Below are 15,792 nucleotides of genomic sequence, written 5' to 3' on the forward strand. Positions count from 1 at the left end.
CCGCAACCGACACCCAGATGCGCCTGCTGATCATCGAAGACGACCGCGAGTCCGCCGACTATCTCGTGAAGGCGTTTCGCGAGGTCGGTTACGTCGCCGATCTCGCCAGCGATGGCGAGGAGGGGTTGGCGCTGGCCGACTCCGGCGACTACGACGTGCTGGTGATCGACCGCATGCTGCCGAAGCGCGACGGCCTGTCGTTGATCGGCAGCTTGCGCGAGAAGGGCAACCGCACGCCGGCGCTGATTCTCTCCGCGCTCGGTCAGGTCGATGACCGCATCAAGGGCCTGCGCGCCGGCGGCGACGACTATCTGCCGAAACCCTATTCGTTCGCCGAATTGCTGGCGCGGGTCGAAGTATTGTCGCGCCGTCATGGCGGTCCCGCCGAAGAGACCACCTATCGCGTCGGCGATCTCGAACTCGACCGGCTTTCGCACCGGGTGGCGCGCGGCAAGGACGAATTGACGCTGCAGCCGCGCGAGTTCCGGCTGCTGGAATATCTGATGAAGCATGCCGGGCAGGTGGTGACGCGCACCATGCTGCTCGAAAACGTCTGGGATTATCATTTCGATCCGCAGACCAATGTCATCGACGTGCATATTTCGCGGCTGCGCTCCAAGATCGACAAGGGCTTCGAGCGGCCGCTGCTTCATACCATTCGCGGCGCGGGATACATGATCCGTGACGGCATTCGGTAAACTGATCCGGACCACCGCGTTCCGGTTGACCCTGGTCTATCTGTTCTTGTTTGCGCTGTTCGCGGCATCCTTGCTGGGCTATTTCGCCTGGAACACGCGCCGGCTGATCACCGAGCAGATCACCTCAACGGTGAACGCGGAGACCGGGGAGATCAGCGACATCTTCGCACGCCGCGGCTTGCGCGGGCTGGTGTTCACGATCGAGAACCGGGCGCTGCGGCCTGGCGCCAATCTTTACCTCGTGACCACGCCGAGCGGGCAGGCCGTCGCCGGCAATGTCGGCTCGCTCGCGCCGGGCGTGATGGGAACCTCGGGCTGGTCCGAGACCGCCTATCGGCGGCTTGACGAGCAGGACACCGCGGATCATCGCGCGCTGGTGCGCGTCACCGAACTCTCCAGCGGCTTTCGCCTTTTGATCGGCAGCGATCTGGAAGAGCGCAGGCGTCTGTTCGGCATCATCGCCAAGGCGGCGCAGTGGTCGCTGTTGATCGTCATCGTGCTCGGTCTCGGCGGTGGCACCTTCGTGGCGCGGCGGGTGTTGCGGCGTATCGACGCCATGACCGGCACCACCCAGCGCATCATGGCCGGCGATCTCAGCGGCCGGCTGCCGGTCGGGCGCAGTGGCGACGAACTCGACCGGCTGGCGGAAAATCTCAACGCCATGCTGGAGCGCATCGAAGCCCTGATGATGGGCCTGAAGGAAGTCTCCGACAACATCGCCCACGACCTGAAGACGCCGCTGACGCGGTTGCGCAACCGCGCGGAGGAGGCGTTGGCGAAATCCGGAAGCGAGGCCGAATACCGCTCGGCGCTGGAACGGACCATCGAGGAATCCGATGGCTTGATCCGGACCTTCAACGCGCTGTTGATGATCGCACGCGCCGAGTCCGGGCAGGCCCGCGGCAACATGGATGACTTTGACGCCGCCGACGTCGCCAACGGCATTCATGAACTCTATGAGCCGCTGGCGGAAGACGACGGCATGGTCCTGCACGTCAAGACCACGCCCACCCCGCTGCACGGCAACCGCGAATTGATCAGCCAGGCGCTGGCCAACCTGGTCGAGAATGCCATCAAATACGGCAAGCCAGTCCCGGCGCCGCAGCCGCTCGGCGCCGACGCGGTTGCAAGTCCCGCCAGCAGGGAGATCCTGATCGAGGCTCGGCGCGACGGCGACCAGGTGCTGCTCAGCGTCACCGATCATGGACCCGGTATTCCCGAAGCCGACCGCAAGCACGCGGTCGAACGCTTTGTGCGGCTTGAAGCGAGCCGCACCCAGCCCGGTTCCGGTCTCGGACTGAGTCTCGCGTCGGCGGTGGCGACGCTGCATGGCGGCGATCTCCGGCTCGCGGACGCCCACCCCGGACTATCGGCGACATTGGCGATCCCGGCGCGGATGGGCGCCAGTGACAGGCTTGCGGCTCAAATGCCGAATGTGCCACAGAAGGTGGCATGACCCCACCCGCTGACGGCGACGCGGATCGGCATGTTCTGGCCGCGCGTTTCGCCGACGGACCGCATCTGTCCGATCCCGACCAAGCCGCGCAGCGTCTGGCCGGCTGGCTCGGCGATCTCGAACCGGTGCAGGCGGCTGCGATCCGCGATCTGGCCGGACGCTTTCCTTTCGCCAACACCGTTCTGCTGGGCACCGCGGAAGCCTCTCCCTATCTGTTCGACCTCATGCGTGCCGACGCGGCGCGAACCATCCGCTTGCTCAATTGCGATCCGGAACCGCATCTCGCCCGATTGATCGAAACCACCTGCCCCGACGTGGCGGCGGGATCCAGCGAAGCCGACGCGATGCGTTGGCTTCGCCGCATGAAATCGGAAGCGGCGCTCTTGATAGCGCTGTGCGACATCGGCGGCGTCTGGCCGGTGATGCAGGTGACGGCGGCGCTGACCGATCTGGCGACCGCCGCGGTGCGATCGGCGCTGCGCTTTCTGCTGCGGAAGGAAACCGCGCGCGGCAAGCTGTCACCGCCCAGCCTCGATTGCCCTGAGGATAACAGCGGCCTCGTCGTGCTCGCCATGGGCAAGATGGGCGCCGGCGAATTGAATTATTCCAGCGACATCGACCTGATCGTATTCTACGACCTGGCGGCTCCCACGCTGGCGCCGGATATCGAGCCGCAACCGTTTTTCGTGCGCGTCACGCAAGCGCTGTCGCGGCTGCTGCAACAGCGTGACGGCGACGGCTATGTGTTCCGTGTCGACCTGCGGCTGCGGCCGGACCCGGCTTCGACGCCGGTGGCGATCTCGATCGAGGCGGCGCTGCATTATTATGAGCGGGAAGGGCGGACCTGGGAGCGCGCCGCCATGATCAAGGCGCGGCCCTGCGCCGGCGATGCCAAGGCCGGCGAGGCGCTGGTCGCCGATATCGTGCCGTTCGTCTGGCGCAAGCACCTGGATTTCGCCGCGCTCGCCGACGTGCACGACATGAAGCGACAGATGCAGGCGTTTCGCGGTCAGAACGAAATCGCGGTCGAAGGCCACAACGTCAAGGTCGGGCGCGGCGGGATCCGCGAGATCGAGTTTTTTGCCCAGACCCAGCAATTGATCGCCGGCGGCCGGCATCCGGAGTTGCGGGTGCGGCCGACGCTGGATGCGTTGAATGTACTGGCGTCGAGCAACTGGATCACTTTTGAGGCGCGCGACGAACTCACCGCGGCCTATCTGTTTCTGCGCCGGGTCGAGCACCGGCTGCAGATGGTGGCGGACGAGCAGACCCATACGCTGCCCGGCGATGTCGAGGCGATGGAGCGCTTCGTGCATTTCCTCGGCTATGACAGCCGTGCCGCATTTGCAAAAGATTTGCTGCTTCACCTTAACATTGTGCAGGGGCATTACGGCAAGCTGTTCGAGGGTGACCCGACCGGCACCGCGAAATTGCCGGAGATAAATTACGCCGCCGGCCCCGACGATCCGCGCCTGCTCGAACATCTGGCCACGCTCGGCTTCAAGAATCCGGTGATGGTGGCCAGGGTCCTGCAGCAATGGATCGCCGGCGACTACCGCGCGTTCCGGACGGCGTCGACGCGGAGCGCGTTCCTTGAATTTGTTCCCGCGCTGATTGCCGGCCTGGCGCTGGCCGAGGAACCCGACCATGCGGTGACGGCGTTCGACCGCTTCCTGCAGGCGTTGCAGCGGGGAGGGCGGTTGATCTCGCTGCTCAGCCAGAACCGTGATCTCGTCGCCTTGGTGGCGCTGATCCTTGGCGCCGCGCCGCGTCTCGGAGACATGCTGGCGCGGCAGCCGCAGATCATGGACGGGTTGATCGATCCCCGCTTCTTCGGCGCGATGCCGGACCGGCGCGAATTGTCCGCGCGTCTTGCGGCAACCTTGGCGGATGCGGATTCCTACGAGGAGTTTCTCGACCGGTTGCGATTGTTCGGCCAGGAGAGCCTGTTCCTGATCGGTGCGCGCATCCTGTCCGGCACCGTCACCGCCCGGCAGGCCGCCATTGCCTTTGCCGATGTCGCCGAGGGCATCGTCGATACCGTGCATGGTCTGGTGACCGGCCAGTTCGCGACCCGGCACGGCCGCATCGGGGGACAGCAGACCGCGATCCTCGCCATGGGCAGGCTTGGCAGCCGGGAGATGACGGCGTCGTCCGACCTCGATTTGATCCTGCTTTATGATTTCGATCACCACCATCCGGACTCCGACGGCGCGCGCCCGTTGCACGGCGCGCAGTATTTTGCGCGTTTTACCCAGCGGCTGATCAGCGCCTTTACGACACGAACCAATTACGGCGTGCTCTACGAGGTCGACATGCGGCTGCGCCCTTCCGGCCGGGCCGGCCCTGTGGCATCGCGGCTGGATTCATTCGCCGAATACCAGGATCGCGAAGCCTGGACCTGGGAGCACATGGCGCTGACCCGGGCGCGGGTGATTTCGTCGTCGCCGGCATTCCGCGGCAAGATCGAAAGCATCATCCGCGAAGTGCTGACGCGGCCGCGCGACGCTGCGTCTGTCGCCGCCGATGTTGCGGACATGCGGCGTGCCATTGCGCTGGAGAAGGGCGAGGACGACGTGTGGGATCTGAAATATGCCGCCGGCGGCATCGTCGATGTCGATTTCATCGCGCAATATCTCCAGCTCGTTCACGCCGCCGACAGACCCGATATCCTCGACGTTTCGACGCTGCAGGTGCTGGACAATGCCGCACGGCTCGGCGTGCTGCCGCCGTCCGCGGTGGAAGTGCTGCGTCCGGCGGCGCGGCTCTATCATGACCTCACGCAAATCCTGCGGCTATGTGTCACCGAAAGGTTCAGGCCGGAAACCGCAGGCGAGGATCTGTTGCGGGTGATGGCGCGCGCCGGCGATGCACCGGATTTTTCATCGCTCGAGGCCAGGGTGCGGGAGACCCAGACCGAGGTGCGCCGGGTGTTTCGCGAGTTGCTCGAGGGCGGATAGCGTTGTTCGACAAGCGTCATCCTAGAGACATGTCGACCGGTTTCGAATACGTTTGCGGTCGAAAAATTTATGGGGAGAGGTGCGATGCGTATTGCGGTGGTCGGCGCCGGCGGCGTTGGAGGCGGGTTCGGCGCGGCATTGGCCAAGGCGGGTGCCGACGTGACGTTCATCGCGCGGGGCGCCCATCTTGCCGCGATGCAGAGCCAGGGATTGAGAGTTGAGAGCGAACGCGGTGCGATCCATCTGGTGCCGACCCAGGCCACCGACGATCCCGCCGGCGTCGGCAAGGTTGATATCGTGCTGTTTTGCGTCAAGCTGTGGGATGTCGCAAGCGCCGGACAGCACATCAAGCCGTTGATCGGGCCCGATACCGCCGTGATCCCGCTGCAGAACGGCGTCGACGCGCACGAGCGGCTGGTGCCGATCCTTGGCCCGCATGCCGTGATGGGCGGCGTGGCGCAAATCAGTGCGTCGATCGTCGGGCCGGGAAAGATTTTGCAGGTCGGCACCTTCATGCGCATGATATTCGGCGAACTCGACGGCAAGCGCAGCAAGCGCGGCGAGGAGTTTCTCGCGCTCTGCCTGAAGGCCGGCTTCGACGCGACCTTGAGCGAGCAGATTCTGACCGATCTCTGGATGAAGTTCATCCTGCTCGCCAGCAACGCCGGCATGATGTCGTTGTCGCGGCAGCCGATCGGCAAATTGCGGGACGACCCCGATATGCGTCCCATCTTCGTTGCGGCCTACCAGGAAGCCTTCGATGTCGGCCGCGCCAAAGGCGTCGCGTTGCCGGCCGATGCGGTCGACAGAATTGTCGGGCTCACCGGGCACTTCCCGCCCGCCATGAAGGCCTCGATGGCGCTCGACCTCGATCGCGGCAACCGGCTCGAAGTACCCTGGCTCAGCGGCAAGGTCGCGGAGCTCGGCCGCCAGTTCGGCATTCCCACTCCGACGCACAGCATGATCTATGCGATGCTGAAACCCTACATCATGGGCAAGCTGGCTTGAGGGTGCAGCCGTCAATCGCGTTTTGAAGCGAGCGCGCATCCACGCTGGAAATTTCCGCCAATCAATCGATCTCAATAAAGGCGTTTCTCTTCGTTGTACTCAACGATCGCCTGCAGTTGTTCCAGGGATTCCGTCAGAGCGCCGTGATCTTTCAAGGCTTGCGCATAGCTCGGCAATCCATCGATCGGGCCCCAGCTTTCCGGTTGCCACATGCCGGATCGGATCATGGATTTCCCGCAATGAAAGAAGGCTTCCTTGACGTGCACGATCATGGCGAGTTTGGGCGGCTTGTCATTGACGGCCATTTCCGCCAGCAGGTCCGGGTCTCTTGCCAGCGAGGCGGTCCCGCTGACGCGAACGACTTCGCGCCGCTTCGGCACGATAAAGATGATACCGACGCCCGGATTTTCGAGGACGTTCAGGAAGGTGTCGCCGCGATGATTGCCGCTGCGGTCGGGTATCGCCAGCGTGTGTTTGTCGAGAACCTTGACGAAGCCGGCAGGATCTCCCTTGGGCGAGGTGTCCATGGCGCCGGCCGCATTAACGCTTGCGATCACGATAAAGGGACATCGTTCGATCCAGGCTTTGCAGTGAGGATCGATGTGGTCGATCACCTTGGCAATCTGGTTTGGAAAATCCGGCCCGAGAATCGCTTTGACCTCGGCGGCACTAGTCACCGGCACCTTGGGTCGATACATCGCGGCCACCCAAAAAAACAAGAGAAGTGGGCCGCCAGATTATCAGGAAGCCGGCACGGCGCAATCTTGTCACCGGAAACTGCCGGCTGTGGCGGCGTCAGCCGTCAGCGCTGCGCGGCACGCGTTCACACCGTCCGCGAGGTCGCGCCGACGCTGGAATGCTGATCAGGCGGCGACCTTCCTGGCGTTTTCCACATCGCGCGGCAGCGATACGCAGACCACGGTGCCGGCGCCAAGCTGCGAGCGCAGCCGCATCGATCCGCCATGCAGATTGGTCAGCGATTTGGCGATGGCAAGGCCGAGCCCCGAACCGTGATAGGTCTTGGTGAGCTGGCTTTCGACCTGCTCGAACGGTTTGCCCAGCCGCCGCAGCGATTGCGGCGCGATACCGATGCCGCTGTCGACGATCATCAGCACGACGGCGTTTTGCCGCCGGCGGCAACGGACCGTGATCCTGCCGCCGTCGGGCGTGAACTTCACCGCGTTGGACAACAGGTTGATGATGATCTGCTTGATCGCGCGCCGGTCGGCGATCACCGGGACCGTGCTTTCGATGTCGGCCTCCAGCGTCAGTTTCTTGTTGTCGGCGCGCCCCGATACCACGCGCAGCGATTCCGCCAGCGTCGTCGACAGGTCGAGCGGTTCCATGTCGAGCTTCATGCGGCCGGCTTCGATCTTCGACATATCGAGGATGTCGTTGATCACCTCGAGCAGGTAGTGACCGCTGGTCAATATGTCGTGGCAGTATTCCTGGTATTTTTCCGAGCCCAGCGTGCCGAACATGCCGTTTTCCATGATCTCGGAAAATCCGATGATGGCGTTGAGCGGCGTGCGCAGCTCGTGGCTCATATTGGCGAGGAACTTCGACTTGGTCTGGTTGGCTTCCTCTGCGCGATTTTTCTCTTCGGAGTATTTTTCGGCGAGGTCGGCGAGTTCGAGCGCCTGCTGTTCGAGCGCGGTCTGCGAGCGTTTCAGGTCGATCACGCTGGCGCGCAGGCGAAGGTCGTTGTCGACCAGTTTCTGCTCGTGCTCCTTGATGCGGGTGATGTCGGTGCCGACCGAGACGTAGCCGCCGTCCTTGGTGCGGCGCTCGCTGATATGCAGCCAGCTGCCGTCGTCGAGCTGCGCCTCGAAGGTGCGGGCGCCCGGCGCCTGCGTCCCGGCGTCGTGCAGGCGGGTGCGGACCTCCGGCATCGAGCCTACTTCGATCACCGTTTCATACGAGGTGCCCGGCGTCACGGCCGAATCCGGCAGCTTGTGCAGCCGCTGGAAATGCGAATTGCAGAGCACCAGCCGATCTCCGGCGTCCCACAGCACGAAAGCTTCCGGGATGGTCTCGATCGCATCGCGCAGCCGAAGATCGGCCTCCACGGTTTTTTCCGCGAGGCTCTTTTGCTCGGTGATATCGACGGCGATGCCGATCAGATGCAGGCCGGTATCGGCCGCGCCGTGGCTGAGCTCGCAGCGGACCCGCAGCCAGATCCAGTGGCCGCCGGTGTGCTGCATGCGGAAGGTCTGGTCGATGTGATTGATCTTCGAGGAGATCAACTGATCGGCGATCGCGAACAGGTCGATGTCGTCGGATTTCACCAGCGCGTTGACCTCACCGAAGGTCAAGAGGTCGCTGCGGGTGTCGAGGCCCAGCATCGTGAACATCGATTGCGACCAGAAGATCCGGCCGCGCGACAGGTCCCAGTCCCATAGTCCGCAGCGGCCGCGATTGAGCGCGGTGTCGATGCGGCCGCGCACGGCGTCGTTGATGAGATCGCCTTCGCGGGCGCGGGTCGATTGCCAGTGGAAGGCAAATCCCAGGATCAGTACGACAAAGCCGGTGGTGGCCGACAGCGTCACCGACAAGGCGGCGTCCGAGCGCCACAGCGAGTCACCTTTTTCCTGGACGATAATGACCTGGCCCGGCAGCGATTTGACGATGTGCTGGATCGCCAGCGCGCCGCCGCCATTGGGGAGGGTCATGTCGATGACGCCGCTTTGCTGGCCCGGCACCGTCAACAGTTGCGCCGTGCTGATCACGTCGAGGATCCGGTCGGCCTCCAGTCCTTCTTCGACGGGTACGCGGGCGAGCACGCGCTGGTCTGCGCCGGTGATGATGAAATGCCTGCCGGGGGCGATACCCCATGCCGGAATGACGCTGGGCAGCAGGGCTTGCAGGCGTGCGATCGTCGCCAGACGATCCTGCCGGACCGAGGCGATGCGATCGAGACGTTCGGCAAGGTAATCGGCGACGGCCGCCAGATCGCGTTTGACCGATGCGCGCTTCTGCCGGTTCTGGTCGACCACCTGGACGAAGGCGCCGAGGCAGATGGTGATCAGGAAGGCAATGATCAGGGTGGGCACGGCGCGGCGAAGCGCCGGCTCCGCTATCAACAGCCTGTGGTAGGCCGGTTTTGCGATCGATTGCGCCAATCCCTTGATCGAATCGGATTGGACGCACGCGTTCGCCGCATGCGCGCGCGCCATGCCTTTGGTCCCCTCGGAGGATTTTCGCACCCTGTCCGGAAGAACCCCAGTCGCTTCCGAATCACAATCGATTTGAATCCAGTTTTTCCGAACTGTCGAGAGTCAACGATTCGTTAATGCAAAAAAATCTTGTCCAAAGGAGAATCGGGACTCCGAAACGCGCGCAAAGTGAGTCCGAAACGGGAACGCCGGAGAAGAGCGAGGTCGCGGTGCTTTTTTCCTGTCATGGCCGAGCTTGACCCAGCCATCCACATCTTTGCCCGAAAGAAAGTAAGACGTGTATGCCCGGCACAAGGCCGGGCATGCCGTTCGACCACAGCTTTCGCGGTTACGCGTAAGGGGGCTCGGCGTGGCTGATGACGCGCTTGACGGTCGGGAATGCCCGGCGCAACGCGCGCTCGATCTCATCGACGTTCTCGTGCACCTTGATCACGCTCATCGAGGGCGCGGCGCGGCAATGGAAGTTGACGATTTCGCCGGCGTTGGTGTTGCGTACCCGCACATTATGGATGTCGTGGATCGCGCCGTCGGCGGCGAAGCGCGACAGCGCGGCCTTGATGGTCTCGACGCGGTCGGGCGCGGCATCCGATCCCAGCGGCAATTCCGGTTCCAGCGGCTCGATGTGGGTGTCGACTTCGACGTCCTCGCCGAATTCCTCGCGGATGTTGCGCTCCAGGTCGTGGGCGATGTCGTGGGCTGCGGCGAGCGCCAGCTCGCCGTCGACTTCGAGGTCGATGCTGACGGTGAGCTTGCCGCCGAGATCGTGCACGGTGACATGATGTACGGCGAGGCCGGAATTGCGGGCGATCACCATGACGCGTTCCCGCACGCTCTCATTGCTGCGCGCGACCGGCACCGCCGTGAAGGTCAGGTCGGCATCGCCGAGCGCGTTTGCGACCGCAGCTTGCGCCGCTTGCTTGATCTCGTCGACGCGGTCGATCGGATAGGTGCGCGGCACCTGCACGACGGCGTCGATGAAGTGGGTCGGGCCGACCATGCGGACCCTCAGGCGTTCGATATCGACCACGCCGGGCACCGTCCGGATCGCGGCCTCGGCTTTGTCCGAGACGCCTTCGGGTGCGCGGTCGAGCAGGGTCTCCACCGTGGAGCGCGCCAGTCGCAGGCCGAGCAGCGCGATCATCACGGCAACGGCAATGGCGGCGGCGGCGTCGCCCCAGGCATAGCCCAGGCCTGACAGCGCCAGCCCCACGATGACGGCAAGCGAGCCCAGCACGTCGGAGGCAAAATGCAGCGCATCGGCCTCGAGCGCCTGGCTTTTGGTGTCGTACGCGGTGCGGTGGAGCGCTCGTGCGCGCCACAGATTGACCGCGATATCGACCAGCAGCACGACAAACGGAACAGCCGACACGACCGGCGGCGGCGTGCCCGCGCGCAGGCGGCCATAGGACGCCACCAGAATACCGCCCGCGAGCACATAGAGCATCGCGATCACGCCGAGCGCCGAGATGCTCTCGATCTTGCCGTGGCCGTAATTGTGTTCCTTGTCGGCGGGCCGATCAGAAAATCGCACCACCAGCCACGTCACCACGGTCGCCGCCACGTCGACCGAAGAGTGCAGCGCTTCGGAGATCAATGCGAGACTGCCGATGGCGATGCCGACCACGAATTTGGCCGTGGCCATGGCGGCACTGGCGACAATCGAGATCGCCGCGACGCGGGATTTGACGCTGTGAATCGGTTCGCCCATGGGTGCGGTTTAGCAGCCTGTCATCCGGCGTTAAAGCAGCGATTGGGCGCGCAATCGCCACTCGCTTGCGCCAGCGCTTTGTTGCGAATTGTTCCGACTAACATTGCATGTATGCTGAATTGAACCCAGCCTATAGGCTGGAACAATCTGGAGGCTTTTTTGACCGGCGAACGCGTGGAACGGCGACTGGCGGCTGTGATGGCGGGGGACGTCGCCGGCTACAGCAGGCTGATGGGCCGTGACGAGGAGCACACGCTGGCGCAGCTAAAGGCGTTTCGAAAGACCGTTGTCGATCCTCGGATTGCTACTCACCGTGGTCGCATCGTCAAGACCACCGGCGATGGCATGCTGGTCGAGTTCGCCAGCGCAGTCGATGCAGCGCGTTGCGGGATGGAAATCCAGCGAGAGATGGCGGAACAAAATGCCGAAGTGCCTTCGGAGCTCAGGATCGAATTTCGCATTGGCATTCACGTCGGCGACATCATCATCGATGATAACGATATTTTCGGCGATGGGGTCAACATCGCGGCGCGTCTTGAGGGAATCGCCGAACCGGGTGGCGTATGCATTTCCGACGATGCCCACAGGCAAATTCGCGGCAAGATCGACGTCGTCTTCGATGACATTGGGGAGCAGATTTTAAAGAATATTGCCGAGCCAATGCGCGCATGGCACATCCGGCTTGCAGGCGAGACCGCTCCGGCAATCCGGTCCGACCCGTCTCCGACGCAAGTTCAGGCTCTGGCGCTACCCGACAAACCGTCCATCGTGGTTCTGCCGTTTGACAACATGTCCGCCGAACCAGGTCAAGACTACCTCGCTGATGGAATCGTCGAGGCAATTACCGCGGCGCTTTCGTGCATCCGCTCTTTTTTTGTCATCGCGCGCAGTTCGGCATTCACCTATAAGGGCCGCACGACAAATGCGCGCGACATTGGCAAAGAATTGGGCGTCGCCTATTTGCTGGAAGGTAGCGTACAGAAAGCTGGAAACCGCCTCCGTATTATCGTTCAGCTAATCGAGACCGCGGGAGGCGCACACGTCTGGAGTTCCCGCTTCGACGGCGCAATCGATGACTTCTTTGATCTCGAAGATCGAATAACGGAACAAGTGGCAGGCGCTCTGCAGCCCTCTATCCGTATCGCCGAGATTGAGCGATCGCGACGTAAACGACCGCAAGATCTCGGCAGCTACGACTTTACCATGAGGGCAATGCCTCACGTTTGGGCGTTCGAAAAGGCCGAAAGCGCAAGAGCGATAGAACTTCTCGAAAAGGCGCTCGCGATTGATCCTGCATACCCGCTAGCCTTGTCGCTTGCTGGTTGGTGTCACGCCCAGCGCTCTGTCTACAATTGGGCGGAGGATATCGCGGGTAGCCAGGCAATGGCGCGATCGCTGGCCGAGCGGGCAGCAGAGATTAGTGGCGACGATCCCATTATCCTGGCAGTGCTAGGCGCGGTGCATACCTTCGTACGCAATCATGGAACAGCGCGAGTGCTGCTTGAGCGTGCAGTCACACTTGATCCCAATGCAGCATGGGCCTGGAGTCGGCTCGGATGGCTCGAGAACTATACTGATCAGCCACAAAAGGCGATTGGAAATTTTGAACGCGCCCTGCGCCTGAGTCCAATCGATCCAATGAATTTCAACAACTATGTAGGTATAGGCTCGTCGCACGAGGTGGCGCAAGAATACGACAAAGCCGCGTTGTTCTATCGACGAGCTCTCGAGGAACGGCCAAACGCTAGTTGGATACACCGCCATTTAGCATCGTCTCTATCTGGAGGCGGCCGAATCGAAGAAGCCAAACAGGCCCTTGCGGAGATGATGCGTTACTATCCCGATCTGACGGTTTCAAAATTCAAACAAGCAATGGTTTTTTCACAGGCCACGATGGACCGCGTGGCAGACAATCTCCGAAAGCTCGGGTTGCCTGACTGATCGATGTGAACAGCCGTTACGTGCACCAAAGCGGATGTTCGCCAACGCCTCTGGTTTACGGATTCGCGCCCTGGTTACGACGTCACCGTCACGACGCCTCGGAGGCCAGCACGCGCCACGGCTTGCGCCAGCAGGCCGCTTGTCTGCACGTCCTCGACGAAACGACGGAGATAGTCGAGTCCGGTCTCGCGGCCCTTCGGAATGGCGACGGCAATGTGTTCCACGCCCCATCGTCCCTCCAGCACGCGCGCGCCGGGCATGCGGTCGGACATTTCGAACAAGGTCGGTTTGTTGGTCGCGAACACATCGAGCTCCCGGCGTTGGAACATTTCGATCGCGCGGCTGGAATTCTGCGCCGGCACCACGGTCGCGTTCGGCAGCATCTTCGGCAGCGTGCGTTGCGACGTGCTCCCCTGGGTGACGCCGACCAGGATGCCGGGCTGGTCGAGGTCTGCCATTGTCATGATCGGAGAGTTCGCCGGAATGAGGTAACCCAGCTCCACCGAAATCACGGTCTGGCTGAAGGCGACATCGACCGCCCGCGCCGAGGTTGCGTTGCTGAGCGTGAAATCGACATCGCCCGCCTTCATGGCTTCGATGACTTCGGCAATTCGCTGATAGTTCGCCTGCTCGAATGGGACCTCGAGCCGTTTCGCCAGCTCCTTGCCGAGATCGATGCCGAGGCCGTGGATTTCTCCCGTCTTGCGGTCTTTCGCCATCGACAGCGGGCTGCCGGGAAAGGCGCCGACGCGCAGTCTGCCCTTGGGGGCCAGGATTTCGCGTGCGGGCGCGCCTTTGCCCATCCGCTACAGCGTCACCACGATCTTGCCGAGGTGCCTGTTGGCTTCCATGTGCTCGAACGCCTTGCCGATGTCTTCGAACTTGTAAACCTTGTCGATCGGCAATTGCAGCTTGCGCGATTCCACCGCACCCCAGATGTCCTTGCGGACCTCGTCGAAGATCTCGCGGACCTCTTCGATCGAGCGGGTGCGGAAGGTGACGCCGATATATTGTATCCGGCGCGCGGCGTGCAGGTCGAAGTTGAAATCGGCGTGGGTGCCGCCGAGCCGGCCGACATTGACGATGCGGCCCTTGATTTTGGTGGCGGCGAGATTTTGGCTGGCGACCTTGCCCGAGACCTGGTCGACGATCAGGTCGACGCCTTCGCCGCCGGTCGCCTCCAGCACCTGCTTGACCCAGCCGGGATCGCTGGAATCGATCGCCAAGTCGGCGCCGAATTCCTTCAAGCGCCCGCGGCGGGTGGCGTCGGTCGAAGAACCGATCACGATTTTCGCGCCCTTGAGCCTGGCAATCTGCATGGCCATCAGGCCGACGCCGGAGCTGGCGCCCTGGATCAGAACGGTTTGGCCTGGTTGCAACGCGCCGTTGGTCACCACCGCATTGTGCATGGTCGAGAGCGCGACGGGCAGGGTGGCTGCTTCCTCGAAGTTCATATTGGAGGGATTGCGAAACAGCCGTCCGTGATCCGCCAGGGTATATTCCGCAAAAGCGCCGCCGCCGGAGCCCATCACCCGGTCGCCGACCTTGACGCCTTTGGCGTTCGGACCCAACGCGGCGATCTCGCCGGTCCATTCGATCCCCAGCACGGTGCCGACGCCGCCGGCGCTGCCATGGGCGTGGCCCTTGGTCATGCCGAGGTCGGCGCGGTTGAGTCCGCAGGCGTGCACCTTCACCAGCACCTGCGTGCCCTTCGGTGAGGGTTTTGCCACGTCGGTGATTTCAGCGCCGTTGGCGCCGTAGACATAGGCCTTCATGGGATGGCTCTCTTTTTTGGTGAGTGAAGCGAAGCCGGCTACTCCGCGGCTTCGCGGCGGTTGCCGGTCATCATGCCTCCGAGCCGGTTCTGAATGATGGCTTCGGCATCGCGCATGATGCGCGACACCAGTTCGGCGCAGGTCGGGATGTCGTGGATCAATCCCTGCACCTGGCCGGCCGACCAGATGCCCTCGTCGGCATCGCCCGTCGCATAGACCATCTTGCCGCGGGCGCCAGCCACGAGATCGCGCACCTGTTCGAAGGTGGCACCCTCCTTTTCCATGGCGACGACCTTGGTGCTGACGGCGTTTTTGGCGACGCGCGAGGTGTTGCGCATGGTGCGGAAGATCAATTCGGTCTCGCGCTCGTCGTTGGCGACGATCTTTTCCTTGATCAGTTGATGGATCGGGCTCTCCCTGGTGCACATGAAACGCGTGCCCATGTTGATGCCTTCGGCGCCGAGCGCAAGAGCTGCGACCAGGCCGCGGCCGTCGCCGAAGCCGCCCGAGGCGATCAGCGGTATCTTCACCCTGTCGGCGGCGACCGGAATGAGAATGAGGCCGGGCGTGTCGTCCTCGCCGGGATGGCCGGCGCACTCAAAGCCGTCGATCGAGATCGCGTCGACCCCCATGCGTTCGGCCGACAGCGCGTGACGCACGCTGGTACATTTGTGCACCACCACGATGCCATGCTTCTTGAATTCGGTGACGTGTTCCTGCGGCTTGTTGCCGGCGGTCTCGACGATCTTGATGCCGCTCTCGATGATGGCCTGGCGGTATTCCGCGTAAGGCGGCGGCTTGATCGACGGCAGGATGGTGAGGTTGACGCCGAACGGCTTGTCGGTGAGGCCGCGGCAGCGCGCGATTTCTTTGGTGAGGTCGTCCGGCGTCGGCTGCGTCAGCGCGGTGATGAAGCCGAGCGCGCCGGCGTTGGCGACGGCCGCGACCAGTTCGGCGCGGCCGACCCATTGCATTCCGCCCTGGACGATCGGGTGTTCGACCCCGACCAGTTCGGTAAATCGAGTCTTGATCATGCTGCGCCCCTGAACGTTTCCTCTGGGCGCGACAGT

At 63.2% G+C, this 15,792-nt stretch carries 11 protein-coding genes; 5 read left to right on the forward strand and 6 right to left on the reverse strand.

Annotation, left to right across the window (positions count from 1 at the left end):
- Positions 1-17 precede the first annotated feature (17 nt).
- The 4 genes from E7813_RS22600 (at position 18) to E7813_RS22615 (ending at position 6,122) form a co-directional block, all read left to right on the forward strand.
- On the forward strand, positions 18-698 hold the full coding sequence (locus E7813_RS22600) for a response regulator transcription factor (protein WP_291577533.1): 681 nt from the start codon (positions 18-20) through the stop codon (positions 696-698).
- Positions 682-2,154, forward strand: a complete 1,473-nt coding sequence (locus E7813_RS22605) for an ATP-binding protein (protein WP_291577494.1) — start codon at positions 682-684, stop codon at positions 2,152-2,154. The genes E7813_RS22600 and E7813_RS22605 overlap by 17 nt, the downstream gene beginning before the upstream one ends.
- On the forward strand, positions 2,151-5,114 hold the full coding sequence (locus E7813_RS22610) for a bifunctional [glutamine synthetase] adenylyltransferase/[glutamine synthetase]-adenylyl-L-tyrosine phosphorylase (RefSeq protein WP_291577495.1): 2,964 nt from the start codon (positions 2,151-2,153) through the stop codon (positions 5,112-5,114). Before E7813_RS22605 ends, E7813_RS22610 begins: the two co-directional genes overlap by 4 nt.
- A gap of 84 nt (positions 5,115-5,198) precedes the next feature.
- Positions 5,199-6,122 (forward strand): 2-dehydropantoate 2-reductase, encoded by a 924-nt coding sequence (locus E7813_RS22615; protein ID WP_291577496.1) that lies wholly within the window; start codon positions 5,199-5,201, stop codon positions 6,120-6,122.
- A gap of 71 nt (positions 6,123-6,193) precedes the next feature.
- Here E7813_RS22615 and E7813_RS22620 read toward each other — a convergent pair whose 3' ends face one another.
- The 3 genes from E7813_RS22620 to E7813_RS22630 form a co-directional block, all read right to left on the reverse strand.
- On the reverse strand, positions 6,194-6,820 hold the full coding sequence (locus E7813_RS22620) for an MSMEG_1061 family FMN-dependent PPOX-type flavoprotein (protein WP_291577497.1): 627 nt from the start codon (positions 6,818-6,820) through the stop codon (positions 6,194-6,196).
- Between the two features lie 165 nt (positions 6,821-6,985).
- Positions 6,986-9,298 (reverse strand): ATP-binding protein, encoded by a 2,313-nt coding sequence (locus E7813_RS22625; RefSeq protein WP_291577498.1) that lies wholly within the window; start codon positions 9,296-9,298, stop codon positions 6,986-6,988.
- Positions 9,299-9,626: 328 nt separating this feature from the next.
- A complete protein-coding gene (locus E7813_RS22630; protein WP_291577499.1) occupies positions 9,627-11,006 on the reverse strand; it encodes a cation-efflux pump in 1,380 nt (459 codons plus the stop codon).
- A 159-nt stretch (positions 11,007-11,165) separates the two neighbouring features.
- On the opposite strand from E7813_RS22630, the gene E7813_RS22635 reads away from it, so the two are divergent.
- On the forward strand, positions 11,166-12,947 hold the full coding sequence (locus tag E7813_RS22635; protein WP_291577500.1) for an adenylate/guanylate cyclase domain-containing protein: 1,782 nt from the start codon (positions 11,166-11,168) through the stop codon (positions 12,945-12,947).
- Between the two features lie 74 nt (positions 12,948-13,021).
- Here E7813_RS22635 and E7813_RS22640 read toward each other — a convergent pair whose 3' ends face one another.
- From E7813_RS22640 to E7813_RS22650, 3 genes are read right to left on the reverse strand one after another with little or no spacing between them, the layout of a single operon-like run.
- Positions 13,022-13,750, reverse strand: a complete 729-nt coding sequence (locus tag E7813_RS22640; protein WP_291577501.1) for a transporter substrate-binding domain-containing protein — start codon at positions 13,748-13,750, stop codon at positions 13,022-13,024.
- A 3-nt stretch (positions 13,751-13,753) separates the two neighbouring features.
- Entirely contained in the window at positions 13,754-14,722 is a 969-nt protein-coding gene (locus E7813_RS22645; RefSeq protein ID WP_291577502.1) for a zinc-binding dehydrogenase, read from the reverse strand.
- Between the two features lie 38 nt (positions 14,723-14,760).
- Entirely contained in the window at positions 14,761-15,756 is a 996-nt protein-coding gene (locus E7813_RS22650; RefSeq protein ID WP_291577503.1) for a nitronate monooxygenase family protein, read from the reverse strand.
- Positions 15,757-15,792 lie beyond the last annotated feature (36 nt).

Origin of the sequence: Bradyrhizobium sp. (genome assembly GCF_004799405.1) — a bacterium.
Lineage (GTDB): Bacteria > Pseudomonadota > Alphaproteobacteria > Rhizobiales > Xanthobacteraceae > Bradyrhizobium.

Bases quoted from the DNA above. Each gene is read 5' to 3' on its own strand.
- E7813_RS22630 (WP_291577499.1), bottom strand. From the start codon at position 11,006: ATGGGCGAACCGATTCACAGCGTCAAATCCCGCGTCGCGGCGATCTCG.
- E7813_RS22650 (WP_291577503.1), bottom strand. From the start codon at position 15,756: ATGATCAAGACTCGATTTACCGAACTGGTCGGGGTCGAACACCCGATC.
- E7813_RS22645 (WP_291577502.1), bottom strand. From the start codon at position 14,722: ATGAAGGCCTATGTCTACGGCGCCAACGGCGCTGAAATCACCGACGTG.
- E7813_RS22640 (WP_291577501.1), bottom strand. From the start codon at position 13,750: ATGGGCAAAGGCGCGCCCGCACGCGAAATCCTGGCCCCCAAGGGCAGA.
- E7813_RS22620 (WP_291577497.1), bottom strand. From the start codon at position 6,820: ATGTATCGACCCAAGGTGCCGGTGACTAGTGCCGCCGAGGTCAAAGCG.
- E7813_RS22615 (WP_291577496.1), top strand. From the start codon at position 5,199: ATGCGTATTGCGGTGGTCGGCGCCGGCGGCGTTGGAGGCGGGTTCGGC.
- E7813_RS22600 (WP_291577533.1), top strand. From the start codon at position 18: ATGCGCCTGCTGATCATCGAAGACGACCGCGAGTCCGCCGACTATCTC.
- E7813_RS22610 (WP_291577495.1), top strand. From the start codon at position 2,151: ATGACCCCACCCGCTGACGGCGACGCGGATCGGCATGTTCTGGCCGCG.
- E7813_RS22625 (WP_291577498.1), bottom strand. From the start codon at position 9,298: ATGGCGCGCGCGCATGCGGCGAACGCGTGCGTCCAATCCGATTCGATC.